The following is a 25,926-nucleotide window of genomic DNA, read 5'->3' as shown; positions in this document are numbered from 1 at the left end:
CGCATTAAATATGAAGGTTTTTCAAATTTCACAGCAAGTATAATTATTATTATACATAACCGGCGTAGTTATCTTATTTTTACAATAATAAGTGATGTTGTTATGCCTGAATTTAATTTGAATGATAGCCTCAACCTGCTTTCCAAGTTCACGCCAAGGCGTATGTGGAACGCAGGAAAGGTACTGAGTAGTTATTTTGTTAGCAAATGGACCGGTAAACCTGTACAATGGGGTTATCCTATTTCCATATCTTTTGAACCTACAACATCATGCAACCTGAGATGTCCCGAATGTCCAAGCGGCCTGCGTGCATTTACCCGTCCGACGGGGATGTTGCAGCAAGACTTCTTCAGGAAAACCATTGATGAGATTTACAAAGAGTTGCTATACCTGATATTCTACTTTCAGGGAGAACCATTCCTCAATCCGGGTTTCCTGGAAATGGTGAAATATGCTCATGCGAAGGGTATCTATACTGCTACCTCCACCAATGCGCATTACCTGACAGAAGAAAATGCACGTAAGACTGTAGAAAGCGGTCTTGACCGGTTAATCATCTCTATAGATGGTACTACGCAGGACGTGTATACACAATATCGTGTAGGAGGTAATCTGGATAAAGTTATCCAGGGAGCTAAGAACATAGTAAAGTGGAAAAAGGAATTAAACTCTAAAACACCATTTGTGTTCTTCCAGTTCCTGGTTGTGAAACCAAACGAACACCAGATAGAGGACATTAAAAAGCTCGCTAAGGAGATTGGTGTGGATGAAGTGCGTTTTAAAACAGCACAGGTATATGATTATGAGGAAGGTAACCGACTGATTCCTACAATCGATAAATACAGCCGCTACCGTAAAAATGATGATGGTACCTATACCATTAAGAATAAGATGGGTAACAACTGCTGGCGCTTGTGGCACTCTCCGGTTATTACCTGGGATGGGCTGGTAGTGCCTTGCTGCTTTGATAAAGATGCACAGCATAAACTCGGAGACCTGAAACAGGAATCCCTGAAGGAACTATGGCACAACGATAAATATATCCAGTTCAGAACTCAGATTCAGAAGGGAAGGGCAAATATTGATATCTGCGCCAATTGTAGTGAGGGAACGAAGGTTTGGGGGTAACAAACCTCTTAATCTTCTTCTCCCCGAGAAGCCGCAGCTTTTTCTTTCTTCTTCTTGCTGCGGCTTTTTCGGAACTTGTCAAACAGGTTAATGCCCAAACGGACTCCTGCAAACTCCAGTGCCGTCATTAACGCACTGGTAGTGAATGATTTGACCTTGGTGCTCTGCCAGGCAACCTTTGCGATACGTCCAGCAATACCCATAACCCCCGCACTTTTTGCGCTTCCAGGAATCACAGAGTTCAATGCCATCTTACCGTAGTTGCCTTTTAAATGATCCACCCGGTGTCCCAGCTCATTTTCTAAAGCACGGGACTTCTTCTTCAGGCGGACAATTTCTTTCTGTAACAGATCGGCGCTCGTTACTTTCACCTTGGGCATGTGTAAAAGTTTATCATTAATGCTATCAACTTAATTATAGTTGTTCGTACAATTCTTCTTCTTCAGGCTCAGACTTTTTCACTGATTCAGCTTGCTTTCCGTCTTCTTCATTTGATTCATCCATATCCATCTCGTTCAAGAGCTCCTTGATCAACATGTTGGATAAAGGCACCTGTACAAGCGGTTTTCTGAAAATAAGGATAATGCCCAGCAGCAATACAAACAATCCCGCAGAGCAGGAAAAGCCTAATGTAAAACTGTTAGTCATTTCACCTATCCAGAATCCCAGCACCATGCCCAGGAATACGATGACGAAAAAGAACAGCAGGAAAGCTAGTATCAATGTGAAGAAAAGCCCTAAGGCTTTTGATAGCTTTCCTGCTGCCTGTAGCTTAATCAGGTCCAATCGGGTTTCCAGATATTCTTTGGCAACCTTCCCGGTCTGATTGAAGTAATTGCTGAAATTATCTTCCATGCAAAATTTTTTTGTGCAACAAGCAAGGGTTATGCTAACTCATTTTCCAATGCATCCTCATATTGTTCTTTCTGCTTCTTGAACTTGTCTTTCAGCTTATCTGCCTGGTATTTCAACTTGTCTACCAGTTCATCTTTTTTGTCGGAATTTAGGAAGTAACCAACTGCTACACCTACTGCTGCTCCTACAATGAATGATACAACTGCTTTTGAACTGTTGCTTGCCATAAAATGAAGTTTTTAAAGTGAACAATGATTTTACAATCGTACTGTACAGGGAACAAACATTATTCCAATAATTCCAGGCCATTGATAATAACTGTCAAAGAATATTTATTTGTTACTGGAACATCATCAATAAGCTGCACTGTCTAAACACTTTAGCCCCTCTAATAGTTTAGATTTATACAGGCAGGCAATATTGCTGCGAACGGTACTCTTTTTGCATAATAGTTATATCTATTGACAGAATAACCTTTAACCTCATGAGTGTAATAGACAACGAGCGTATAAAACAAGTCAGCTTTTTGCTTATCATCCTGCTACTGGCATACGTTCTTTTCAAAGAGTTGTATACATTTCTCCCCGGATTTCTCGGCGCTGTTACCATGTATATACTAAGCCGGAAGTATATGTTCCGACTGGTAGAAGAACGCGGCTGGAGAAAGAGCTTTGCCGCTGCACTGATGATGTTTATGTCATTCATTGTGATACTCCTGCCCTTCGGTATGCTGATCAATATGCTGACTGATAAAATCGGATATGCTGTGTCTCACTCACAGGAACTCGTAGCTGGTATTGAAAAACTAAACGACCGGATTAAACAGTCTACAAACTTTGACGTACTCTCTCAGGTAAAGCTGGAACAACTGCAGGGTTACCTTACATCAGTACTTCCTACCCTGCTGGGTGCAACCTTCAACACGCTAACTGCCATCGCTATACTTTATTTCATATTATACTTCATGCTGGTGAATGGAAGAGAAATGGAGGCATGGTTGTATGAATATATTCCCCTGAAAGATGAAAATGTACTTCGACTGGGTTCCGAGTTTCAGAAGCTAGTGATTGCCAATGCGGTGGGTATTCCCCTTATTGCGGTGATTCAGGGTATTGTATCCCTCATAGGGTACTTTATCTTCCAGGTACCACAGCCAATTTTCTGGTTTGCGGTTACATGTTTCACCTCTATGCTACCTGTTGTTGGTGCAGCCGCTGTATATGTTCCAATGGGCCTTTACCTGATGGGTACAGGTATGACATGGCAAGGCATCGGCGTACTGGTCTATGGCTTTGCCGTGGTTGGTACTTCAGATAATATCTTTCGTTTTGTACTTGCTAAGCGGATCGGAGATGTGCATCCACTGATTACGGTATTTGGCGTACTGATAGGTGTGAATCTCTTTGGCTTTATAGGATTGATATTCGGTCCTTTGCTGATATCAATGTTTATTCTTTTACTGGATATTTACTCTAATGAGTTCTTTACGAAGAAGCGTGAGGTACGTATCAAGCAGTGAGTTATTTATAATAATTGTTCTCCGCTATATAAGCAGCCACACTATCCGGTACCATGTACCGGATAGGTTTCCCTTCCTGCACATACCTACGGATATCGGTAGACGAAATGTCCAGCATAGGAGCCTTTAGTATTTCTACCTTTGCTCCATGTGTCTCCGTTACTTCATGTCCGGGACGCAGATATACACAAATTGGATAATGCGCAATAATCTGCTGGTAGTTTTTCCAGCGCGTAATGTTCTGGAAGCTGTCGCTCCCCATAATAATTGTGAACTCCTGTGTAGGAAACTTTTCCTCCAGATAGGTCAATGTATCTATGGTAAAAGACGGCCTGGGCAGAGAAAATTCAATATTGCTCGCTCGTAGTTTGGGTTCGTCCTTAATAGCCAGTTCCACCAGATGGAAGCGTGTATGTTCGTTCAATAATGATCCTGCAGGTTTCAGCGGGTTTTGCGGAGAAACTACTAACCAAACTTTGTCAAGATCCGAATTGTATGCCACATAATTCGCAATAATCAGATGTCCGGTATGTATGGGATTAAATGACCCAAAATACAAGCCTATCTTCATGCCCTGTTTTTTGAGCGTGAAAGTAGTGAATAATAAGGACATATATATATATGTCCTTATGAGAGCGGCTTGAACTGCTCAAACATCATCCCACATTGCCTGCAAACATGCAATGCTCTGCATAGTGCAGAGCCAAAAGGCGATCGTAAATAAGTGTTCTCACTGCCACAATGCGGACAATCAGCTTTTATCAGCATATCCAGATTTACTTCCCCTTCATGCCTTGCCGGAGGAGCAATACCGTAGTTACGTAATTTCTCTTTTGCACTCTCTGTCAACCTGTTACTATTCCAGTTTACCTCTTTATCAACTGTGACAAATGCCGGCATTTGCAGCTCTCTTTCCACTGCATTGGTAATATTTTCCTTAATAACGTTGATGGCCGGACAAGCAGAAAAGGTAGGAATCATCTTGATATGTACCCCTTCCAGATCTATTCTCACATCTGTAATCATCCCCAGTTCAAGAACACTTAATACAGGGATTTCAGGATCCTTAACATGGTCGAGGGCATTATAGACTGCCTGTAGTGTTGTGATTGTTTGCATAATCTTGTTTTTCTACCAGGTAGCTTCCGGATCTAACCGGAAAACTTCTCCCATTTCGTTTAACAATTGTTGCAGATATTGGGTATGCTGTCCTTGGCGGCCGCCATAAACCGGGGCGGTCATCTGGGGCATAATAAGACCCGCTTTCTCTATAACGGGTGATATTGTACTCAGCCACTGCTGATATAATGCCTGCTCGCCCGGATATATATTCTCGCTGATCAGCAACGCTTCCTCTTTTCCAGGTTCAAAAATTCCGCCAGCGAGCTGGAAACAATCATCAAGCGCTCCCTGCATTCGTTGCCGGCTTTCCTCTCCGGCCTTACACAGCTGTAGTATCCATGCATCAGCATGCAGCGTATGATATTTCAGTTCACCTTTAATCTTACCGGCCAGCTGCTGCAACGGGGTAAAGCTACTTTGTGAAAATGACTGGTATCGCGCCGTCTCTGCATGATCAAACAGAAAATGACGCATCAGGCTGAACTCATATGCCCCTATAGGCATTTCAACCAGATGGCAACACTTATAGGCAGCTGCATCTCGCATAAATGCAAACTGATCAGGATCCTGGCCTTCAAAATGCTCCTGCAGGATGCGGTAAATAGCCCAGGCATGTCCAATCTTGTCCTGTGCCATGGAAGAGAAAGCAATATCTTCTTCCATCACCGGGCCTAAACCAGTCCATTCTGAGTTACGATGTCCTATTATTAACTCATCATCTGCTATCTTGATAAGTAATTCGGGTAATGCTTGTTGTATTTGCATTGGGATATGGTGGCGCTATTTTGACTGTGCTTTAAATTTGTTGATCTTGTCCATTACTTTAAATCCGCTGGCATCCCGGTATGTTTTGTCCGGGTTGTTGGCAAACATGTCTTCATCTTCCAGGTCGAATGCAAGTATATCTGCACTACGCACAACCCATAGATTTACACATTTCTTCCTGCGGCCAAATTGTTCTTTGGCAAAAATCAATGCAAGATTAGCGTCAGGTGCATGTACACAACCTACATGCTCATGATGAGCGCCTCTTTTTTCCTGGTGAAAGACTTCAAATACATTCCAGTTTTCCCCTTCCTCTACTGAGAAGGAGCCGTCACTATTATTTAACCGTAGCCGGTTAACACGTGGATCCAGTGATTCATTCATAAAACGTGGTACTTACTTTCTAATATCTCCGGGGAAACAATCTGATTACTAATTACTTTTCTAGGCTACCGGCAATGCTGTACGCTCCCTTTCTTCCTCGCGCATCAGCGCCTTCCTGATCCAGCTACCATGCTCTTCTGCCCATTTACGCACATTCAGCCTCTCCTTATTACAAGGTCCATTGCCTTTGATCACTTCAAAAAACAGGTCCCAGTCCGGATCTGAATACTCCCATTTACCGGTTTCCTGATTTTTCTTCAGCAAAGTATCCGGTAGTGTCAGGCCCAACTCCCATATCTTAGGAACATATGCTTCCAGGAACTGGTTGCGCATGTCATCATTGCTGGCCATTTTCACCTTCCATTGCATCAGCTTTTCGCTATGGCTGGATACTTTGTCCGGCGGACCAAAGAAATGCATAATTGGCTGCCACCAGCGATTCAATGCATCCTGCAGCATAGCTTTTTGTGCAGCTGTCCCGGTAGCCAGTTCGATAAATGCATCATGCCCCTGCTTCAGGTGGAAGCTCTCTTCGTAACAGATTCTTTCCAATGCTCTGCAATAAGGACCATAAGACCCCTTCGCATTAGCCACCTGGTTAACGATCGCGGCAGCATCGATCAGGAAACCAATGACTGTAACATCCGCCCAGGTCTCTGCCGGATAGTTAAATACATTGGAGTACTTGGATTTACCACTTAACAGGTCATTGATCATGGCTTCCCTGGACTTGCCCAGTGTTTCTGCTGCATTGTATAGCAGCTGGCCATGACCTATCTCATCCTGTACCTTGGCAATCAACGCCAGCTTACGCTTAAACCCCGGTGCCCGGGTTATCCAGGTACCTTCAGGCAAAGCGCCTATAATCTCGGAATGTGCATGCTGTTCTATCAACCGGATCAGCTGTCTGCGATATTCTACCGGCATCCAGTCGCCGGGCTCAATTTTCTCCCCTCTGGCAATACGCGCTTCAAAAGCTGCCAGCTTAACAGGGTCGTCCTGCAGTTGTTCTTCCTGCTGACGCGACCTGCCGGAATCTTCATAAATATATCCGCCACCGTACATAGTGCGATTGTTTTGGTAGATTGTAAGTTACGAAAAAATGTACCTTTAAAGCTGAACGGGCGCTATGTTTTTATTCCTGCATTTCATATGGTGTAGCTTATTCTTCCCCGCGGATCAACCGGCGGATAAACGCCCTGTTACCGTCATTAAAGTTGTCTTCAAGCCAGACCGCCGTCCCGAAGATCCTGCTTCTGACAGCCTTTTCTACCAACCCCACCGGAAACTGCAATGGACTGATTTCAAAGCTACGCCTCCCCTACGCGGTCCGAGTGCTGCCGTATCTTATACCAGCTTCGCCTACGAAGGCAGCAGCCTGCTAAAAAAAGACACTTTACAGATTAACCTGACCTTACAGGTGTTCTTCATAAAAAGCGCTTCCTGGGTAAAATCATTCGCCAGAGACAGCTATGCACTGGAACATGAGCAGATCCATTTTGATATCACATGGCTGGTAGCACTCCGCTTTCAGCAAAGGATCAGAGCAATGGAACTGACTGCTGAAGATTTTGACAGCATCATTCAGTATCAATACATTGAGTCATTCAGGGAAATGAATAAATTACAGGAAGCTTATGACAGGGAAACAAATCATGGACTAGACCCCGCAGCTCAGAAAAACTGGAAACGCTCTGTTGGTGAAGCGCTTGCAACACTGACGCTCGAAGACGCGCTTACCCGCTACTTAATACCCTTATCCGCAGATTCCACCACGCGTAGGACCTTCAATACGGCCTGGTGATAAAACGCAGGTTCTATACGGGAAAACTCATCTGATAGCTGATGATAGTCCGGGTGGTCTTCCACTCCGAAGTACAGGAAGGGAATCTTTAGTTTATAAAACTCATAATGGTCGCTCTGATTCAGCCAGTTACCTGCACCTTCTTCCTTTCTGTCGTGCCCTGATAACAGCTTTACCTGTCCGCCGGTAGCCACTGCTGCATCTACATAAGGCTTCAATTCGGGGAACTGTGCCAGTCCGCATACATACAATTCATTCTTTGCATTGCGGCCTATCATATCCATATTGATATTCAACCTTATTTTCTCAACAGGTACCGGTGGCTGCTTCAATAATGCCTTAGCGCCCTGAAGCCCTTCTTCTTCGCCATCCAGCGCAGCAAAAATCAGCGTGTGCTGGGGTTGATGTTGCTTATAATAAGCCATCAGTGCCAGCAGGCCACCAACACCGGAAGCGTTATCATCTGCCCCATTGTAAATACTATCTTTTCCCCCAGTATTTGCGGCAATACCCAGGTGGTCATAGTGTGCTGTAATTACAATCACTGCGTCAGACTTCCCCTTAATGAAACCAAAAAGGTTGGTACCCATAATCTGCTTGGCACCATGCTGGAAATAGAAGGGATATTCAAAGGTATTATGGTACGGTTGTAACCCAATCTCCCGGAACCGGGATATAAGGTAAAACTGTGCCTGCCGGCTGCCACGGCTGCCGGCCATCCTCCCTTCATATTTATCAGAAGAAAGGGTTTGAATATCTTTAATTAACTGCGAAGAATCCAATGTGGATTGCGCCCTGGTAGCTACTGCCACCAGTAACAGCAAAATATGGATGAATATTTTCATACCGTAACCTTGTTATAATGCAATATACGGTATTTCGCTGCGCATGGAGCAGCGGTGAGACTAATTCAGCAACTGAAATGCAATCAGCCCTGAAACATAAGCCAGTACTGTCATATAAGCGAACTGTATAGCGGGCATTTTCCAGGATTTTGTCTCTCTTTTTACAATAGCAAGGGTACTCATACATTGCATAGCAAACGCATAGAATAACATAAGCGATACGCCGGATGCAAGGGTATACACCGGGCTACCATCTTTCCAGGTAGCGCTATGCATTTTTTCTCTCAAAGTAGCATCTTCCTCTCCTGCCGCTTCTCCTACACTATATAGTGTAGCCATCGTACCAACGAATACCTCACGGGCAGCAAATGAGGTGATTAATGCAATACCAATCTTCCAGTCATAACCCAGGGGGCGGATCACTGGTTCAATGGCATGTCCCAGCACACCGGCATAGGAATTAGAGAGTTTGTCTGACTGATATTGTGCGTCCAGCTCTTCTGCCTGATCCGGGTTGGCGGCCTTCATCTGCTCATACTGAGCGGTCACTTTTGCCATCCTTTCTTTAGGACCAAAAGATGCCAGGAACCACAGCGCAATAGATATCACCATAATCACCTTACCGGCATCCGTGATGAAGATCTTGGCTTTCTGTGCCATGGTAGTACCGACATTAGCCCAGCGGGGAGCACGGTACACCGGCAGTTCCATGATAAAATAGCTCTTTTCCTTTATTGAGATGAATAACTTCAGTATTGCTGCAATCAACAGGGCCATTACAAAGCCTAACAGATACAGTCCCATCATGACAAGCCCCTGCAGGTTAAGGAAGCCCAGCACCGGTTTATTAGGAATTACCAGCGCAATCATTACTGTATATATCGGCAGGCGGGCAGAACAGCTCATAAGTGGGGTAATCAGGATCGTGATAAGGCGTTCTTTCCTGTTCTCAATATTCCTGGTAGCCATAATAGCGGGTACGGCGCAAGCTACTCCGCTAATCAGTGGCATTACCGACTTCCCGTTCAGACCTACCTGACGCATCAGCCTGTCTGTCAGGAAACTGATCCTGGCCATATAACCCGTATCTTCCAGTAGGGTGATAAATGCAAACAGGATCATGATCTGCGGCACAAATACGGCTATACCTCCCAGACCGGCAATTACCCCATTCACCAGGATGTCTGTGAGCTGGTTAGCAGGCAACACATCTGTTAACCAACCACTTAAGGCTCCAAATCCGGCTTCTATCCAGTCCATTGGGAAGGACGCCAGCCAGAAAAGGCTCTGGAACATGAAAAACATGATTCCAAGCAGAATCACATATCCCCAGAAGCGGTGTAACAACAGATTATCAAGCTTTTCTGTCTGCAACTGTTTCTGTAAAGGATCTGCTTCTACCACAGTATTCTTCATGATATGCTTAATCCTTCCGTAACGCTGCATGATCTCTTCTGCCTGTACCTTCGTTTTGTTGAACTGGTGCAGTTGGAGCGAGTTACTGATGGCAAGCTGCTGACCGCCGTTGAGAAACGGCAGTTCATGATGGTTAACCGCGATATGCAAAGCTGCATAATCGCTTTTCACCTGTACATATTTCTTGATTTCCTGGACAACTTCTGGCGCAAGCGACTGACTATCAATGAAATCTCTTGGGGTTACGGACTGTTTCTCCTTTGCCACCAGGTCAATCATCTTTTTCAGTTCAGTAATACCCTTGTTTTTCCGTGGATTGATGGTTACCACTGGTACCCCCAGTTCTCTTTCGAGGCCGGCTTCATCTATTTCAACACCTTTTTTACGGGCAATGTCCATCATGGTCAGTCCGATAATCACCGGTATTTTCAGATCCATGATCTGGGAACAGAAGAGCAGGTTACGTTTCAGGTTGGAGGCATCGGCTATGATGAGGATCATATCCGGGTGTTCATCGCCGGCAGGATTTACCAGCACGTCATAGGTGACAAATTCATCCGCACTTTTAGGATACAGGCTATAGGTGCCTGGCAGGTCAATAATATTCGCCTGGAGATTCGGAGAAATGGTCGAAGCGCCTGTTTTCTTATCTACAGTCACCCCCGGAAAGTTGCTCACTTTCTGGTTCAGACCTGTCAGCGCATTAAAGAGCGAACTTTTCCCACTATTCGGATTACCTACCAACGCGATATTGATCGTAGCTTTTTTTGTTGCCTGCATTCCTTAGCCTTTCCTTATGAACGGTTTAAAAACGCAAAATTATGATTTAATACGCGAGGGGGCCAATCGGATCGGGAAAAAAGATGAGATAATGAAAAAACCACGGTAAAAACCGTGGTTAGTGTTTCTTTAACTATTGAACTTATTGTGATGACAAAGTTTAATCTCCACTACACCATCTCATCACTTAACGAGTTTATATAAACTGTAGCTGATCATACTTACAGCATCAAGTGCTGCTTCGCTGGTTCTACCAACAGGGGTACTGCCGGAGCCGCTATCTTCTACAGGTGTCTTATTTTCTTGTTTTCCGCCTTTATAGCGGTAATTTCTTTCCAGGGAATCAGTTTTGTTTTCATAATTCCTGTTTTCGTTATCCTGGTTGGTTTCTTGCCGACGGTTCATATCTTCTGCTGAACCATCTTCATTCATTTTGATCTCTACATGTCCTCTATCATGATTACGACCCCAGTTATCCCATTGATCCTCATCATTATAGTCCCATGAATTGTTGTATTCCAGGTTTTTGTCCATCATCACTCTTTTATTAGCAGGCACCTTCACTACCACGCGGATGTGCTGCCCTCTGAATTTGGAATTAACCGGGATGGATATACCACTTGGTACATAAAGGATAGAGTCCTGTTGTACCAGTTTGTACTGGATTTCGCTGGCAAGCATTCTGGCTTTAGACATTGTGCGGCCGCGGGAGTAGCGTTCTACAATCACTTCAAACTCATTAGAATCGCTTTTTTCCAGTCTTATTCTTGCTGAGTTAATGATAACGGTATCTTCTGTAAGGCGTAATGCATCCCCGAAGAAGTCGATATCATCGATACCGATATAATCGTCAGCCTGTTTAATGACTAACTTTCCGGTAGAAGGTTGCACGAGCGCATAATTTTCTTTTATTTTTTCACCTGCTCTGAAGTCCTTAATCAGGGATGCCACCAGGGCAAAAGCGCAGATCAGGCCAGTGAACCAGAGCAGACTGAGCGTATAGCCTACGTAGCGGTTAGCTTCTTTGATGCCGGTAGCTTTGCGTACGAAGAAGGTGATCAGTGCTACGATAGGAATACCTATCAGGAACAGGATAGAACCCCAGAACAGCAGGTTTTGTAAAGTGCCTGACAGTACCAGATTTTTAAGAGGGAAAAGGGCCGCAGAAGATGCGGTGATACCAATACCAACACCGATCAGGGCGAGGAGGATCACAACCGCAAGAAAATAGAAGAATCCCTTAGTCAGTAACAGGAGCACTTTTCCCAACGCTTGAAATATATTGCGAAATGCTCTCTCTATATCGTTACCAACTTGCCTTCCGCGGCCCTGCGAAAAATTTTTAAAATCATTACCAATATTCTTGAACTGGCCTTTGGCTGAGTTAATCTCGTCCTGTACAGCAGCGCGGATGTTATTAACATCTACCCTTTCGCCGCGCATCTGCAGCTTTTCAGCTGCAGTGTTGGCTTCAGGAGTTACTACCCAGAGGATGAAATACACCAGTATACCGGAACCGAAGCCACCGATAGCGAGCAGGGCAAATATGATGCGGAAAACTACCGGGTCTACATTCAGGTAGGCACCGAGACCACCACATACACCGCCGAGTACTTTGCTATCCGGGTCGCGGTACAGCCTTTTACGCGGACGTACATAGTCAGCTACCGGGTCATTAGGAGGAACATGCTGTTTGCCACCTTCTTCAGCCTGATCAAACTGCTCAGGCGTACCCATGGATGCTTTTACAGTGTGAACGTCCTCGTCGGTTATACAATGAGTTGTTTTCAACTTATTCAGGAAAAGCTCTGCAATGCGGCTCTCAATATCACTCACAATCTCATCCCCACCCTCTTCGCGGGCAAAGTACCGCGACAAGCTTTCCAGGTACTGGCGCAGGATTTCATATGCACTATCTTCGATAGCGATCAGGCGGCCAGCCAGGTTTATGTTAATGATCTTTTTCATTTCGTTGCTCTATTTTAGGTTTTGGTTATTGGATGGCGTCTTTTGTTAATTGTTTGTGAGCTGATTTACTGCATTGGCCAGCTCGTTCCAGGTAGCTTCCAGTTCCTTGTAAAAGAGTTCTCCTTTGTCGGTCATGGAAAAATATTTACGAGGAGGGCCGGAGTTGCTTTCTACCCATCGGTAGGTAAGCAATTCAGCATTCTTTAACCGGGTAAGAAGTGGGTAAAGGGTGCCCTCCAGGATGTCCAGCTTTGCCTCTTTCATTTTTTCGATAATGTCTGAAGGATAAGCCTCTCCTTGCTTGATGATGGACAGGATGCAAAATTCCAGCACCCCTTTCCTCATCTGTGATTGTGTGTTATCTATATTCATGGCAAGTGAGCTTTATGAATAAAACGATACGTATGCATGTTTTGAATGGTGGTTTCTGATAATTACGATGTAAAGATAGGACATTTATACTACTATGCAATACACAATACCAGACAAAGCAAAATAACTTGCTTAGGATATTACCTATATCAGTAGGCATATACATTAATAGTCAATTACTTACGCAAATATTTTTCACCGAAAAAAAACTTTTGCTTTGTGATGAACGGTTTAAAGAGTGGGATGAAAGTATACTGAGAAGGAGCGATTATTAGAAATCTCTTGTTCGTCGCTTGTTCGTCGCTTGTTCGTCGCTTGTTCGTCCGGAGTATATGGTGTGCATAGGGGTTTATTTTGAAAACCACCTATAAAGAAATGGGATTTAACATTATTTTATAGAGTATATTTACAAAGTAGGTGCTGACTAACCTATTTTTGTATTGAACCATGAAAAAGATTATCGGCATATTCCTCCTGGCGCTGATGTGCACACAACTCCTCCCCATCAAGGAGGTCGGGAAGGTATTGTTCAATAATCAAATCGTGGAAGAACATCCTGTTGAGGATAATTGCCATTGCGACCTTGTTAAGCTGGCAAAGGAGCTGAAGTTCCTTCATAATAATTCAAGTATTCAGTTTGAGCCATCATTACTGGTGAAAAGTATCCATTATAACTTCTTTGCAGAGATCCCACAGGGGCCTGCCCGCGAAATACACTGTCCACCACCCAATTGCTAATCAGTCTTAGCTATTTTCTCAGTATATCCACGTGCCATGAAGGGCAATGTTGGCATTATACTGATGTAAACTTCCTCCATTATTGCGCTATTTATCTGCGCAGCACTTACTAATATCCATTTATCATTCACGCAACCGGAGTAGCTATGCCAGTGAGTTTAGGCATTCCTATCTCCTGTTATGCCATAATTGCGTTGTTTAAATCCTTTTGACTATGAGCAGGCAATCTATTTTCTCCAATTTGAAAGGCGACCTCTCCGCGGGTCTCGTTGTATTTCTGATAGCGGTACCTCTTTGCCTGGGTATTGCCCTGGCTTCAGGTGCACCTTTATTCTCCGGCATGATTGCCGGTATTGTGGGCGGTTTGATCGTCGGATCGCTGAGCGGATCACAACTAAGCGTAAGCGGTCCCGCGGCCGGCCTGACTGCTGTTGTACTGACTGCTATTACCAAATTTGGCGTATTTGAAGTTTTCTTACTGGCTGTGGTAGTCGGCGGGGTGATGCAGCTGGCACTGGGTCTGCTGAAGGCCGGTATCGTTGCTAACTACTTCCCGTCCAACGTCATCAAAGGTATGCTGACGGCAATAGGTATTATTATTATACTGAAACAGTTGCCACATGCATTTGGTTATGATGCAGATGCAGAAGGAGACTTTGCTTTTGTACAGGTAGACGGTAATAATAGCTTTACAGCATTGTTCTCTACCTTAAATCACATTCACCTGGGCGCGACGCTGATCACCCTTGTTTCCATTGCGATCATCCTGTACTGGAACAAGATCCCGAAAGTGAACGCGATCCCCGCTCCGCTGGTAGCTGTGCTGACAGGCATTGGCCTCAATACCCTGTTCATTGCAACAGATAGCGTACTGGCTGTTTCATCAAGTCACCTGGTTAACCTACCCGTTGCCAACGATTTCAATTCCTTTGTCGGTCAGTTTACCTTACCCGATTTCAGTGCTATTACCAATAAAGATGTGTGGATAGTGGGCGCTACTATTGCGATAGTCGCATCCATTGAAACATTGCTGAACCTGGAAGCTACTGATAAACTTGACCCAATGAAGCGCCATTCACCACCTAACCGTGAACTTCAGGCACAGGGCATCGGTAACATCATCAGCGGTATGCTGGGTGGATTGCCGGTAACGTCTGTTATTGTGCGTTCCTCTGCCAATATCAACTCCGGCGCGCGTACTAAACTGTCAGCTATCTCACATGGTGCGCTACTGCTGGTTTGTACTGCCATGATCCCTACCCTGCTGAACAAAATACCGCTGGCTACCCTCGCAGCGGTACTGCTGGTAACCGGTTATAAACTGTGTAAGATCTCTATATTCAAAGAGATGTTCAGAAATGGTAAATATCAGTGGGTACCGTTCCTGGTAACAGTCGTAGCGATTGTATTCACCGACCTGTTGATCGGTATTTCATTGGGTATGGCGGTGAGTGTTATTGCCATCCTGCGCGGTAACATCCGCAGCTCCTACTTTTTCCGCAAAGAAAAGTACAAAGCAGGAGACAGCATCATCCTGGAACTGGCACAGGAAGTATCATTCCTGAATAAAGCCAGCATCCTGCTGACGCTGGATCATATGCCGGAAAATTCCACCGTAGTAATTGACGCCAGCAAAACAACATATATAGATTTCGACGTGTTGGAAACGATACGTGAATTTAAAGATGTGAAAGCTGTGCAAAAAAACATTACTGTTATCCTCACTGGCTTTAAAGAGCAGTATAAGTTGCCCAATACTGAAATTCTCTCTCCTGAGCACCAGGAAAAAATAGCCAGTGGCCACGTTCATACTATTACAGGCAACCACGAACAACTATTAAAAGAGCTTCAGCTAAACTAATCGCTGCACCTCCAAGCATTAATTCTAAAACAGCAAAAAAATTGAAGAAAATGAAAACATTAGATAAAGCTTCACAGTCAAGTCTTACCCCTGAACAGACATATGAATTACTGAAAAATGGTAATGCCCGTTTTGTTGATAACCTGAGACTTCACCGTAACCTGCTGGAACAGGTGAATGATACACGCGATGGTCAGTGGCCGATGGCTGCGATTGTCAGCTGTATGGATTCCCGTACTTCTGCAGAGCTGATCTTTGATCAGGGGCTTGGCGATATATTCAGTATCCGCCTGGCAGGAGCTGTCATTTCTGATAATGTACTGGGTAGTCTGGAATATGCCTGTAAAGTAGCAGGCTCTAAGTTCATTGTTGTACTTGGCCATACTAAATGCGGAGCTATAAAAGGTGCCTGTGATATGGTACAGATGGGTAACCTGACCGGCTTGCTCAATAAAATAACGCCAGCGGTATTTGCTGAAAAAACAATCACTGAAAATAGAGATTCATCTAATCCTGCATTTGTTGATGCAGTAACACATCTTCACACTGAACGTTCGGTTCAGGCCATTCTTGAGCAGAGCAATATTCTGCGGGAGATGATCCTGAATGGAGAAGTTGGTATTATCGGTGCAATGTACGATGTACAAACCGGGGTGGTAACCTTCAATGAAGACACCTTGGTAATCGGTAGTGAGAAGTTCAGCAAAACTCTTGAGGCGGTTACCGTCTAAAGAGTATCAATGTCCGACAAGCCATGCTTGTAGTCATATACAAAGGAAAAGCCGCTCCTGTTCAGGAGCGGCTTCTTTGTTATAAGCTGAAAACTTCTATCCGGTTAACGAGTTTACCCTACATCTTCCGCAGTCTTTCTGCCGCCTGTTCCAGTGTTTCTCTCTTCTTCGCGAAGCAGAACCTTACCACGTGATCGTCTTTCGCGCTTTCATAAAATGCAGATACCGGAATACAGGCCACGCCAAATTCCTTCGTAATACGTGTCGCAAAGTCTTTGTCGCCTTCATCCGAGATACGGTCATACTGCATCAGCTGGAAGTAACTTCCTTTTGATGACAGCGGAGTGAAACGGGTATCGCGCATCAGTTCCAGGAAATAATCTCTTTTCTGCTGATAGAATGCCGGCAGGGACAGGTAATGTTCAGGCGTTTGTAAATACCGGGAAAGGCCATACTGCATAGGTGTGCTTACAGAGAAGCAGAGATACTGATGTACTTTCCGGTATTCAGCCATGAGGTGGGCAGGCGCTACGCAATAGCCCATTTTCCAGCCGGTGTTGTGAAAGACCTTTCCGAAAGAGAAAGTCACAAAACTACGCTGCAGCAATTCAGGATATCTGAGGATGCTGAGGTGCTGGGCCCCATCAAAAATGAGGTGTTCATATACTTCGTCAGATAACACCAACAGGTTGTGCGCTGTTACAATGTCCTGTAACGCTTCAATATCGGCGGCTGTCAGAATACTGGCAGTCGGATTATGCGGAGTATTAATCATGATCATTTTTGTACGGTCAGTAATCTTACTGCGTACAAGCGACCAGTCTATGGTATAATCAGGGAAGGATAGTGGGATAAGTACAGGTACCCCACCATTTACCAATACGTTGGGTATGTAACTGTCATATGCCGGTTCAAAGATAATTACTTCATCTCCGGGATTGATGCAGGTAGCGATGGCTGTAAAGATCGCGTAAGTACCTCCGGGTGTAATTGTGATTTCTGTATCAGGGTTTACCTGCTGCTGGTAGAGGCTGTATATTTTGGAGGCTATCACTTCTCTCAGCGGCATGATACCGGGCATGGGGGCATATTGATTGTATCCTTCTTCCATGGCTTCGGTCACCATGCGCTTCAACTGTTCATCGCAATCAAAATCCGGGAATCCCTGAGAGAGATTAATGGCTTTATGTTGTGCCGCTAGTGCGGACATTACCGAGAAAATGGTGGTGCCTACATTGGGTAGTTTAGACATAAAATGCAAATGATCAATTACGGTTAGATGTCTGAAATTAAAACATGTAATCCGTAATTGATCATCTGGCTGGTGCTTTTATTATCAAAGGAACTTTTCGCCCTTGTTTCTTTTTACTTCTGCTACGTATTCCTTGATTTGCTGTTCATTTTCTTTTTTGCAGATGAGGAGTACATCCGAGGTATCCACTACTATAAACTCGTCCAGGCCCTGAATGACCAGCAGCTTTTCCTGTGGTGCTTTGACCATACAGTTTTTAGCGTCTACCAGCATGATGTTTTTGCCCTGAACGGCATTGCCGGATTCATCTCTTTCCAGGTTTTCGTAGGCAGAAGCCCAGGTACCCAGATCGCTCCAGCCAAAGTTGGAAGGAATCACATATACGTTATCTGCTTTCTCCATAACAGCATAGTCGATGGAGATATTGGTGCATTGAGGGTAGATTGTCTCAACTGCCTTCTTTTCTTCCGGCGTATTGAGCAATTCTCTGCTCTGGATGAACAGTTCGTCAATTTCCGGCAGGTATTTATTGAATGCGGCCAGGATGGTCTTTACATTCCATACAAATATGCCGGCATTCCAGAGAAAGTCTCCGCTTTGCAGGAAGGTTTTGGCCAGTTCCAGATTAGGCTTTTCGGTAAATGTTTTTACCGGGTAAACGTTATCTGACACCTGTTGTGTTTCAAACTGAATATAGCCATAGCCAGTGTCAGGGCGGGTAGGTTTGATACCCAGCGTGACAAGGGCGCTATGTTTCTGCACAAACATGAGTGCGTTCAGGCAGGTGCTGGCGAAAGCGATTGAATCCATAATCAGGTGATCGGCAGGGGCACAGATAATGTTAGCCTTCGGGTCCTGTTTATAGATCTTATGGGAAATGTAAGCGACGCAGGGAGCCGTATTCTTACGGGACGGTTCACTGACGATATTCTCAGTAGGCAGTTCCGGAAGCTGTTCCTTTACTTTCGATCCATAGTGATGGTGTGTTACAACAAATATGTTTTCCTGTGGAATAAACTGTGCGAACCGTTCAAAGGTCCATTGTAGTAACGTTTTCCCGGTATTCAGGATATCCAGGAATTGCTTGGGGTAATCAGTCCGGCTATAGGGCCAGAAACGGCTACCTATTCCCCCGGCCATAATGGCCACGTAAAAATGCCTGTTCACAGCTGTCATCTTATATAATTCCTTCCCTGATTAAGTCATGTAAATGAATAATGCCTATATATTGTTTATCTCTCAAAACCAATAATTGTGTGATATCATATTGCCTCATCATTTCGAGCGCGTTGATAGCCAGTTCATCTTCCTGTATTGTTTTGGGATGAGTGGACATGATATGTTCTGCTATAATGTGCTCGCCCGGGATGCCTTTCTCCAGCATACGACGCAGGTCACCATCGGTAATAATGCCTCCTAGTTGCCCGTCAGCTTCCAGTACAGCAGTTACACCAAGCATACCGGATGATATGGCAACGATCACTTCTTTCAGCGAGCTGCCCTTCGCAACTTTCGGTGCCTGATGCAGCCGGCTGAGGTCTCCTACCTTGAGGTACAATTTCTTACCTAGTGTGCCTCCGGGATGAAACTTTGCAAAATCAGCTGCAGTAAAACCATGCCATTCTATCAAACAGACCGCAAGTGCATCTCCCATTGCCAATTGGGCAGTCGTACTGGTAGTAGGTGCCAAATTGTTAGGACATGCTTCCTGTGCTACCGTCGTATTCAATACAAAGTGTGCTTCTCTGGCAAGGAAAGATTCCATATTTCCCACCATGGCGATTAGTTTGTTTCCGAAATTCTTCACCAGCGGAACCAGCACTTTTATTTCAGGGGAATTGCCACTCTTAGAAATACATAATATAGCGTCATCCTGCTGTATCATCCCAAGGTCTCCGTGGATGGCATCAGCAGCATGCATAAAAATTGCGGGAGTACCCGTGGAATTTAATGTAGCAACAATTTTCTGACCAATTATGGCGCTTTTACCGATACCAGTCACCACCAGGCGGCCAGTACAATGAGCGATCAGTTCTACCGCCTGTTCAAAATCACCATTGATGTATTGCTTCAGGTCAGAGACGGCTGCTGCCTCAAGGGAGAGCGTCTTTTTTGCCACTTCAGCAATATTAATAACCGTTCTATTTTTCATGGGCAGCCACAAAGTTAATTAGGATTCAGCAGATTAACCGGATGATATTTGCTTATTTTATCATAAGGATTGCCTTCCTTCCCTTATTTGAGTAAAATATTGCCCGAAAGGGCAAGCGTGCATGGCGGCGGACTGAAAAGCAGGCTGATGGGGGATTCGGATGAGTTGTAACTTCCTATAACACATAAATTAATTGCCGGTCACCTCATTTTTCGTTAACTTCGTGTCCCCTAAAAAACACATAAACAATATCCATAATTTGTTACTTTCTTTAGAGTTTATTTGTTTTAAATTTTGAATGCAATGGCTGTTGTAAAGGAAAGTTTGATAGATGCATTACGGGAACACTTTGGGTTTGATTCCTTTAAAGGGAACCAGGAGATCATCATCAAAAGCATTCTTGCCGGTAAGGATACTTTTGTAATTATGCCAACCGGCGGAGGCAAATCATTATGTTATCAATTGCCGGCTCTGATGAGTCCGGGTTGTGCGCTGATCGTCTCGCCACTGATCGCTTTGATGAAAAACCAGGTAGATCTGGTACGTTCATATAGCAGTAAAGACAATGTCGCACACTTCTTAAATTCTACCCTGTCTAAAGCACAGATAAAAAAAGTAAGGACTGACCTACTGTCAGGTAAAACGAAGATGTTATACGTAGCACCTGAGACCCTGACAAAACAGGAAAACCTTGATTTCTTCCGCGAACTTGAGATCTCCTTTATAGCTGTAGACGAAGCTCACTGTATTTCCGAATGGGGACATGATTTTCGTCCCGAATACCGCCGTCTTAAGGAAATGATAGAACAGATCAATGATCAGTTGCCTATCATCGCCCTGACAGCGACCGCTACTCCTAAAGTACAGAGCGATATCGTTAAAAACCTCGGCCTCCGGGATCCGGAAATATACCTTTCTTCATTTAACAGATCCAATCTGTATTATGAAATCCGCCCTAAACGGAAAAAGGAACAGACTATCCGTGAAATTGTCAAGTTCATCCATCTGCATAAAGGTAAAAGCGGTATTATCTATACCCTGAACCGTAAAACAACGGAAGAACTGGCAGATATGCTGGTAGCAAACAACATCAAGGCGGTTGCCTACCATGCCGGACTGGATGCTGGTACCCGTGCACAGCGCCAGGATATGTTCCTGCATGAAGATGTAGATGTGATTGTTGCCACGATCGCTTTTGGTATGGGTATCGATAAGCCGGATGTACGCTTTGTTATACATTATAACATTCCGAAGAGCCTGGAAAACTATTACCAGGAAACAGGAAGGGCTGGACGTGACGGACTGGAAGGTATTTGTGTATGCTTCTACTCCTACAAAGACGTACAGAAACTGGAGCACCTCATGCGGGACAAGCCACTGAGTGAAAGAGAAATGGGGGCACAGCTCATTAATGAAACGGTGGCGTATGCTGAAAGTTCTGCCTGCCGCAGGAAAGTAATCCTTCACTATTTCGGAGAGAAATATGAAGAATCACAGTGTAACAACGCCTGCGATAACTGCCGTAATCCGAAAGAGAAAATTGAAGTTAAAAACCGCGTAGTCGTTGTACTGAAAGCTATCCAGTCACTGGAAGAACGATTTGGTACTGAATACGTTGTAAATATCATTACCGGCAAGGTAAATCCACAGATCACCACCTACCAGCACAACCAGCTGGAAGTGTTTGGCCAGGGAAAAGAATTTGACGCTCACTTCTGGAACTCCCTCATCCGTCAGATGATGCTGGAAGACCTGATAGAGAAAGACATTGAAGAGTATGGCCTGCTGAAATTGACAGAGAAGGGCCATAGTTTCCTGAAGGAACCTTATTCCATCATGGTGTCTCTCAATCACCAGTTTGAAGAAGATGGCGGAGAAGATGAGGAAGTGGCCGCCGAAGCACAGGCTTCTGCTGACACTGTCCTGTTTGAAATGCTGAAAGACCTCCGTAAAAAGGTCGCCAAAGAAAAGAATCTGCCGCCATTTGTGATCTTCCTGGAAACATCCCTGGAAGACATGGCTACGCAATATCCTACTACCATCGAGGAACTGGAAAAGATCCAGGGCGTAAGCAAGGGTAAAGCAATCCGGTACGGTAAACAATTCGTAGATGTCATCTCTAAATATGTAGAGCAGAATGACATCGTGAAACCGGACGATTTTGTAATGAAGAGCGTTGTTAACAAAAGCGGTCTGAAGGTTTTCATTATCCAGAATATTGATAAGAAAATGCCGCTGGAAACTATCGCCCGTAATAAGGAATTAACCATTCCACAGCTGCTGGACGCAATGGAAACAATCGTGGCAAGCGGTACAAAGCTGAATCTGGATTACTGCCTGGATGAAGAACTGGACGATTATGCCCAGGACGAGATCATGGAATATTTCAAAGGATGTGAAACATCCAGCCTGGCACTGGCAAGAGAAGAACTGATTGAAAGCGACTACACCCTGGAGCAGCTGAAGCTGATGCGCATCAAGTTCCTGGTGGAATACGGCAACTAATGGACAATATTTAACACGTACATGACTGGTATACCACACATTAAGACAACTATTGCTCCTGTCAGAGAGCGTATTATACAACACCCTCTTTATCCTGAGATGCAACGCATAGAGGACATCCGTACCTTTATGCAGTATCATGTATTTGCAGTATGGGATTTCATGTCACTCCTAAAATCCCTGCAAAAGCACCTGACTTGTACCGATACTCCCTGGGTACCGAAAGGCAGTCCGGCTACCCGTTACCTCATTAATGAGATCGTAACCGGCGAAGAAAGCGATGTAGATCCTGAGGGTAACCGTTTAAGCCATTTCGAGTTATACCTGCAGGCGATGGACCAGGTAGGCGCTGATACTTCCGGTATTAAAGATTGTCTGACACAATTGCAGCGAGGTAAATCACTGACAGCAGTAATTAATGGTCTGCCGGCAGCGGTCCGCTCTTTCGTAAAATATACATTCGATCTGATAGCTAATGAACCTGTGCATGTACAGGCAGCAGTATTCACATTTGGCAGAGAAGATCTGATCCCGGATATGTTCCTGGCACTCGTGAATGATCTGGATAAACAATTTCCAGGACAAATCAGCCTGTTTAAATACTACCTGGAAAGACATATTGAAGTAGATGGAGATCATCACAGCCACCTCGGTATGGAAATGGTTCAGGAACTTTGTGGCAATGATCCTGCGAAATGGGAAGAGGCAGCGCAAGCTTCCAGAACTGCCCTGGAGCAACGAAACGCTCTGTGGAACGGCGTTTTAGAGGAAATAAAAATTTTTATTGAATAAAATTTGGAAGTTGTTTTTTAATTTTCTTATCTTTGCAATCCCTTCACGAGAGAAGGACAACAAAACAACGATGGTGCGGTAGCTCAGTTGGTAGAGCAAAGGACTGAAAATCCTTGTGTCGGCGGTTCGATCCCGCCTCACACCACGAAATAAAAAGCCTTGGAGATAAGCTCTGAGGCTTTTTTCATTTATACAACTTCCCTCAGCTCCATACCTTCCCAGCCAACGCAAGGCAACTTCTTATCAGTTCAGGATTATCTTATACAATCAACAGCAACTACCTATTTACATACATATTGTCCATACCCTGCGCTGAGAGCACATACACCATATCCATCCACCAGCAATACCCCTACCATCTCCCCTCCCGATACATGTACAGCCATCCATGCGGCTGGAAAAATCAATCTGCCATCTCACGCTTACAATAGTATTTTCCTGCATTAAAACAGGCTTAATGTTTCATATCTTCCAGGTACCAATTCGTCATCTCAAGGGCACCTCAATATCCCCGGGATATACAGATGCCCTTAACGTGCGCTTTTGATGCCTGGATGACATGAATATCAGACCTATACAAAACAGAGGAATATTGAATGGATTTTGGCAAAAATTATAAGGACCGCTGTTTTTTTAGCCTCCTGCTGTACAATATATTACACCTTTATTCTATTTTCATACTACCGTAAATCCGTCTTATATGGGACTATTTGACAAACTCCGCAACGAATTTATCGACATCATTGATTGGGTCGATACCTCCAATGAAATCATAGTATGGAAATTTCCCCGCTATCAGAATGAAATAAAGATGAATGCTAAGCTGACTGTAAGGGAATCGCAGCTAGCTGTTTTTATGAATGAAGGCGTTATTGCTGACATTTACAAGCCAGGCATGTACACGCTGACTACGCAGAATATGCCGATATTGACAACACTGAAAGGGTGGGTACATGGCTTTAACAGTCCGTTCAAAGCAGACGTGTTCTTTGTCAGCACCCGTCAGTTTATCAACCAGAAATGGGGCACACGTAACCCTGTTATGCTGCGCGATGCAGAATTTGGTCCGGTACGTCTCCGGGCTTTCGGCAGCTTCGCCTTCCGTGTACAGGATGCAGGGCTATTTATCAAAGAAGTGGCTGCTACCAATCCTGAATTTACCGTTGAGGGGGTCAATGAGCAGCTGCGTAATCTGGCCATTACCCGTGGAATGGATGCGATTGCACAGGCAAGAATACCGGTACTGGATCTGGCAGCCAACTATGATGAAGTATCTGCGCTTATCACCACCAAGATCCAACCAGAGTTTAATGCCATGGGGCTGGAACTCACCAAGTTCCTGATAGAAAATATCTCGTTACCACCGGAAGTGGAAGCTGCATTAGACAAACGTACCAGTATGGGTATTGTGGGTAACCTGGGTGCCTATGCACAATTCCAGGCGGCTAACGCTATGGAACAGGCAGCACAAAATCCTAACGGAGGCGGTTTGGCTGGGGCAGGTATGGGTGCCGGATTCGGTATGGCAATGGGTAGCCAGATGAGTAATATATTTCAACCTAACAGTGTTCAGGGAAATGATGGTCCGCCGCCATTACCTGCTGTTGTTCAATATTATGCAGTGGTGAACGGTCAACAGGCAGGCCCTTATACGATAGATCAGCTGACGCAACTGGCTACGGCAGGTACCATTACCCAGCAAAGCCATATGTGGAAAAAAGGAATGGCCGCATGGGCCATTGCTAATACGCTGCCTGAACTGGCAGGTATTTTTAATAACACACCACCACCTTTACCTATTCCATAATTATACATGGACCCAATTTCCCAGGCAGAACAATCTGCCTCTCTTAATACAACACTACAATGCACAAGCTGTGGCGCTACCCTGCACTTTGCACCTGGTACCAATCACCTGAAGTGTAATTACTGCGGCGCGTCTAACGAGATTGTGAGGGAGTTTCACGGCCCGATCGTCTCTGTGGATTACGACGGTTTCATTCATAAAACCAATAGGGACGTACAACGTACGGCGAAGGTAGTATCCTGCAAAAACTGCGGAGCCTCCACTACCCTGCCTGCTGAAGTCAACTCGGAAAACTGCGTATTCTGTACCAGTCCGCTGGTCATCAGCGAGGCACAGAACCGGACCGTATCACAGCCACATTATATACTCCCCTTTGCTATTACAAAACAGCAGGCCGGCACAAACTTCCAGAACTGGATGAAGCAACTGTGGTTTGCACCGTCCGACCTCCTACAACTTGTGTCAGGACATGCTAATCAGCTGAAAGGAATGTACCTCCCGCACTGGAGTTACGATGCTGATACTACTACTGGCTATGATGGCCAGCGGGGAGATTACTACTACGAAACGCAGCATTATACGGAGACAGTTAATGGCCGTACAGAGCATCGTACGAGGCAGGTGCGACGTACTTCCTGGCATTATGTAAGTGGTACTGTGCATAACTCATTCGTAGATGTACTGATCTCTGCCAGTCACTCCCTCCCTCCGAAGGTAGCGGCCAGGCTTGAGCCCTGGCATATGCAGGCATTGGAACATTACAATGAACAGTATGTAAGCGGCTTCCGTTCAGAATTATACCAGGTACCTCCTGAAGATGGACTGGAACAGGCTAAACTGGTAATGAGACCTGTTATTGAGCGGACCATCTGTGATGACATCGGCGGTGATGAACAAAGAATCAGTGAATATCATGCTGATTACTACAACCTTGGATTGAAGTACTTGTTGCTGCCCGTATGGATCAGCGCCTACAGATACAACAACAAGGTTTACCATTTTACAGTGAACGCTTCTACAGGCGAAGTGGTAGGAGAAAGACCATATAGCGGTACAAAAATCGCTTTGCTGGTATTGGCAATTCTTGCAGTGATCATAGTAATTATCTTCCTGGCTAATCAACAGTAAAC

The 25,926-nt window shown here is 44.7% G+C and carries 25 protein-coding genes and 1 tRNA gene; 11 read left to right on the top strand and 15 right to left on the bottom strand.

What is annotated here, in order from left to right:
• Positions 1–102: 102 nt before the first annotated feature.
• A complete protein-coding gene (locus K1Y79_RS17570; protein WP_220251471.1) occupies positions 103–1,128 on the top strand; it encodes an SPASM domain-containing protein in 1,026 nt (341 codons plus the stop codon).
• 8 nt (positions 1,129–1,136) lie between these two features.
• Here K1Y79_RS17570 and K1Y79_RS17565 read toward each other — a convergent pair whose 3' ends face one another.
• The 3 genes from K1Y79_RS17565 to K1Y79_RS17555 are packed head-to-tail and all read right to left on the bottom strand — an operon-like array spanning position 1,137 to position 2,210.
• Positions 1,137–1,508, bottom strand: a complete 372-nt coding sequence (locus K1Y79_RS17565) for a hypothetical protein (protein ID WP_220251470.1) — start codon at positions 1,506–1,508, stop codon at positions 1,137–1,139.
• A gap of 34 nt (positions 1,509–1,542) precedes the next feature.
• On the bottom strand, positions 1,543–1,983 hold the full coding sequence (locus K1Y79_RS17560; RefSeq protein ID WP_220251469.1) for a hypothetical protein: 441 nt from the start codon (positions 1,981–1,983) through the stop codon (positions 1,543–1,545).
• A 29-nt stretch (positions 1,984–2,012) separates the two neighbouring features.
• Positions 2,013–2,210 carry a YtxH domain-containing protein gene (locus tag K1Y79_RS17555; protein WP_089810565.1) on the bottom strand — a complete coding sequence of 66 codons (198 nt, stop codon included), beginning with the start codon at positions 2,208–2,210 and terminating at the stop codon, positions 2,013–2,015.
• A 257-nt stretch (positions 2,211–2,467) separates the two neighbouring features.
• Here K1Y79_RS17555 and K1Y79_RS17550 point away from each other — a divergent pair, with 257 nt between their 5' ends.
• Positions 2,468–3,502, top strand: coding sequence for an AI-2E family transporter (locus K1Y79_RS17550; RefSeq protein ID WP_220251468.1), 1,035 nt, complete (start codon positions 2,468–2,470; stop codon positions 3,500–3,502).
• A gap of 1 nt (position 3,503) precedes the next feature.
• Here K1Y79_RS17550 and nadD read toward each other — a convergent pair whose 3' ends face one another.
• Genes nadD through paaA form a run of 5 tightly spaced genes read right to left on the bottom strand, consistent with a single transcriptional unit; the run spans position 3,504 to position 6,838 of the window.
• Positions 3,504–4,073, bottom strand: a complete 570-nt coding sequence (nadD, locus tag K1Y79_RS17545) for a nicotinate (nicotinamide) nucleotide adenylyltransferase (protein ID WP_220251467.1) — start codon at positions 4,071–4,073, stop codon at positions 3,504–3,506.
• Between the two features lie 56 nt (positions 4,074–4,129).
• Complete coding sequence (gene paaD, locus K1Y79_RS17540; RefSeq protein ID WP_220251466.1) at positions 4,130–4,621, bottom strand: 1,2-phenylacetyl-CoA epoxidase subunit PaaD; 492 nt, start codon at positions 4,619–4,621, stop codon at positions 4,130–4,132.
• A 12-nt stretch (positions 4,622–4,633) separates the two neighbouring features.
• Positions 4,634–5,389 carry a 1,2-phenylacetyl-CoA epoxidase subunit PaaC gene (gene paaC / locus K1Y79_RS17535; protein ID WP_220251465.1) on the bottom strand — a complete coding sequence of 252 codons (756 nt, stop codon included), beginning with the start codon at positions 5,387–5,389 and terminating at the stop codon, positions 4,634–4,636.
• Between the two features lie 15 nt (positions 5,390–5,404).
• Entirely contained in the window at positions 5,405–5,773 is a 369-nt protein-coding gene (locus tag K1Y79_RS17530) for a 1,2-phenylacetyl-CoA epoxidase subunit B (RefSeq protein WP_220251464.1), read from the bottom strand.
• Between the two features lie 60 nt (positions 5,774–5,833).
• Complete coding sequence (gene paaA, locus K1Y79_RS17525; protein ID WP_220251463.1) at positions 5,834–6,838, bottom strand: 1,2-phenylacetyl-CoA epoxidase subunit PaaA; 1,005 nt, start codon at positions 6,836–6,838, stop codon at positions 5,834–5,836.
• 64 nt (positions 6,839–6,902) lie between these two features.
• Here paaA and K1Y79_RS17520 point away from each other — a divergent pair, with 64 nt between their 5' ends.
• Positions 6,903–7,577, top strand: a complete 675-nt coding sequence (locus K1Y79_RS17520) for a DUF922 domain-containing protein (RefSeq protein ID WP_220251462.1) — start codon at positions 6,903–6,905, stop codon at positions 7,575–7,577.
• On the opposite strand, the gene K1Y79_RS17515 is transcribed toward K1Y79_RS17520, so the two are convergent.
• The 4 genes from K1Y79_RS17515 to K1Y79_RS17500 form a co-directional block, all read right to left on the bottom strand.
• On the bottom strand, positions 7,517–8,422 hold the full coding sequence (locus tag K1Y79_RS17515; RefSeq protein ID WP_220251461.1) for a M28 family peptidase: 906 nt from the start codon (positions 8,420–8,422) through the stop codon (positions 7,517–7,519). The genes K1Y79_RS17520 and K1Y79_RS17515 overlap by 61 nt on opposite strands.
• Before the next feature lie 60 nt (positions 8,423–8,482).
• A complete protein-coding gene (gene feoB / locus K1Y79_RS17510; protein WP_220251460.1) occupies positions 8,483–10,618 on the bottom strand; it encodes a ferrous iron transport protein B in 2,136 nt (711 codons plus the stop codon).
• 183 nt (positions 10,619–10,801) lie between these two features.
• Positions 10,802–12,586, bottom strand: coding sequence for a PspC domain-containing protein (locus K1Y79_RS17505; protein WP_220251459.1), 1,785 nt, complete (start codon positions 12,584–12,586; stop codon positions 10,802–10,804).
• Positions 12,587–12,631: 45 nt separating this feature from the next.
• A complete protein-coding gene (locus K1Y79_RS17500) occupies positions 12,632–12,958 on the bottom strand; it encodes a PadR family transcriptional regulator (protein ID WP_220251458.1) in 327 nt (108 codons plus the stop codon).
• Positions 12,959–13,405: 447 nt separating this feature from the next.
• On the opposite strand from K1Y79_RS17500, the gene K1Y79_RS17495 reads away from it, so the two are divergent.
• The 3 genes from K1Y79_RS17495 to K1Y79_RS17485 all read left to right on the top strand — a co-directional run bounded on the left by K1Y79_RS17495 (position 13,406) and on the right by K1Y79_RS17485 (position 16,288).
• A complete protein-coding gene (locus K1Y79_RS17495) occupies positions 13,406–13,696 on the top strand; it encodes a hypothetical protein (RefSeq protein WP_220251457.1) in 291 nt (96 codons plus the stop codon).
• A 214-nt stretch (positions 13,697–13,910) separates the two neighbouring features.
• Positions 13,911–15,557, top strand: coding sequence for a SulP family inorganic anion transporter (locus K1Y79_RS17490; RefSeq protein ID WP_220251456.1), 1,647 nt, complete (start codon positions 13,911–13,913; stop codon positions 15,555–15,557).
• Positions 15,533–16,288: a carbonic anhydrase family protein gene (locus K1Y79_RS17485; RefSeq protein WP_317197493.1), complete on the top strand. Its 756-nt coding sequence runs from the start codon at positions 15,533–15,535 to the stop codon at positions 16,286–16,288. Before K1Y79_RS17490 ends, K1Y79_RS17485 begins: the two co-directional genes overlap by 25 nt.
• A gap of 118 nt (positions 16,289–16,406) precedes the next feature.
• On the opposite strand, the gene K1Y79_RS17480 is transcribed toward K1Y79_RS17485, so the two are convergent.
• From K1Y79_RS17480 to K1Y79_RS17470, 3 genes are all read right to left on the bottom strand, one after another.
• Positions 16,407–17,540, bottom strand: a complete 1,134-nt coding sequence (locus K1Y79_RS17480; protein WP_236059687.1) for a methionine aminotransferase — start codon at positions 17,538–17,540, stop codon at positions 16,407–16,409.
• 84 nt (positions 17,541–17,624) lie between these two features.
• Positions 17,625–18,716, bottom strand: a complete 1,092-nt coding sequence (locus tag K1Y79_RS17475) for a mannose-1-phosphate guanylyltransferase (protein ID WP_220251453.1) — start codon at positions 18,714–18,716, stop codon at positions 17,625–17,627.
• A gap of 1 nt (position 18,717) precedes the next feature.
• The gene (locus K1Y79_RS17470; RefSeq protein ID WP_220251452.1) at positions 18,718–19,692 is read right to left on the bottom strand and encodes a KpsF/GutQ family sugar-phosphate isomerase; all 975 of its coding nucleotides are present in this window, start codon (positions 19,690–19,692) and stop codon (positions 18,718–18,720) included.
• A gap of 303 nt (positions 19,693–19,995) precedes the next feature.
• Between K1Y79_RS17470 and recQ the strand changes: the two genes are divergently transcribed.
• The 5 genes from recQ to K1Y79_RS17445 all read left to right on the top strand — a co-directional run bounded on the left by recQ (position 19,996) and on the right by K1Y79_RS17445 (position 25,924).
• The gene (gene recQ / locus K1Y79_RS17465; protein WP_220251451.1) at positions 19,996–22,197 is read left to right on the top strand and encodes a DNA helicase RecQ; all 2,202 of its coding nucleotides are present in this window, start codon (positions 19,996–19,998) and stop codon (positions 22,195–22,197) included.
• 21 nt (positions 22,198–22,218) lie between these two features.
• Positions 22,219–22,989, top strand: coding sequence for a DUF3050 domain-containing protein (locus K1Y79_RS17460; RefSeq protein ID WP_220251450.1), 771 nt, complete (start codon positions 22,219–22,221; stop codon positions 22,987–22,989).
• A gap of 72 nt (positions 22,990–23,061) precedes the next feature.
• Positions 23,062–23,134: transfer RNA gene (locus tag K1Y79_RS17455), tRNA-Phe, on the top strand.
• A gap of 555 nt (positions 23,135–23,689) precedes the next feature.
• Positions 23,690–24,796 (top strand): SPFH domain-containing protein, encoded by a 1,107-nt coding sequence (locus K1Y79_RS17450; RefSeq protein ID WP_220251449.1) that lies wholly within the window; start codon positions 23,690–23,692, stop codon positions 24,794–24,796.
• 6 nt (positions 24,797–24,802) lie between these two features.
• Positions 24,803–25,924, top strand: a complete 1,122-nt coding sequence (locus K1Y79_RS17445) for a zinc finger domain-containing protein (protein ID WP_220251448.1) — start codon at positions 24,803–24,805, stop codon at positions 25,922–25,924.
• Positions 25,925–25,926 lie beyond the last annotated feature (2 nt).

It is taken from the genome of Chitinophaga rhizophila (genome assembly GCF_019492185.1).
GTDB classification, from domain to species: Bacteria; Bacteroidota; Bacteroidia; order Chitinophagales; family Chitinophagaceae; genus Chitinophaga; species Chitinophaga rhizophila.
The sequence above is the reverse complement of the archived record's forward strand: the minus strand, read 5'-3'. Positions and strand labels throughout refer to the sequence as shown.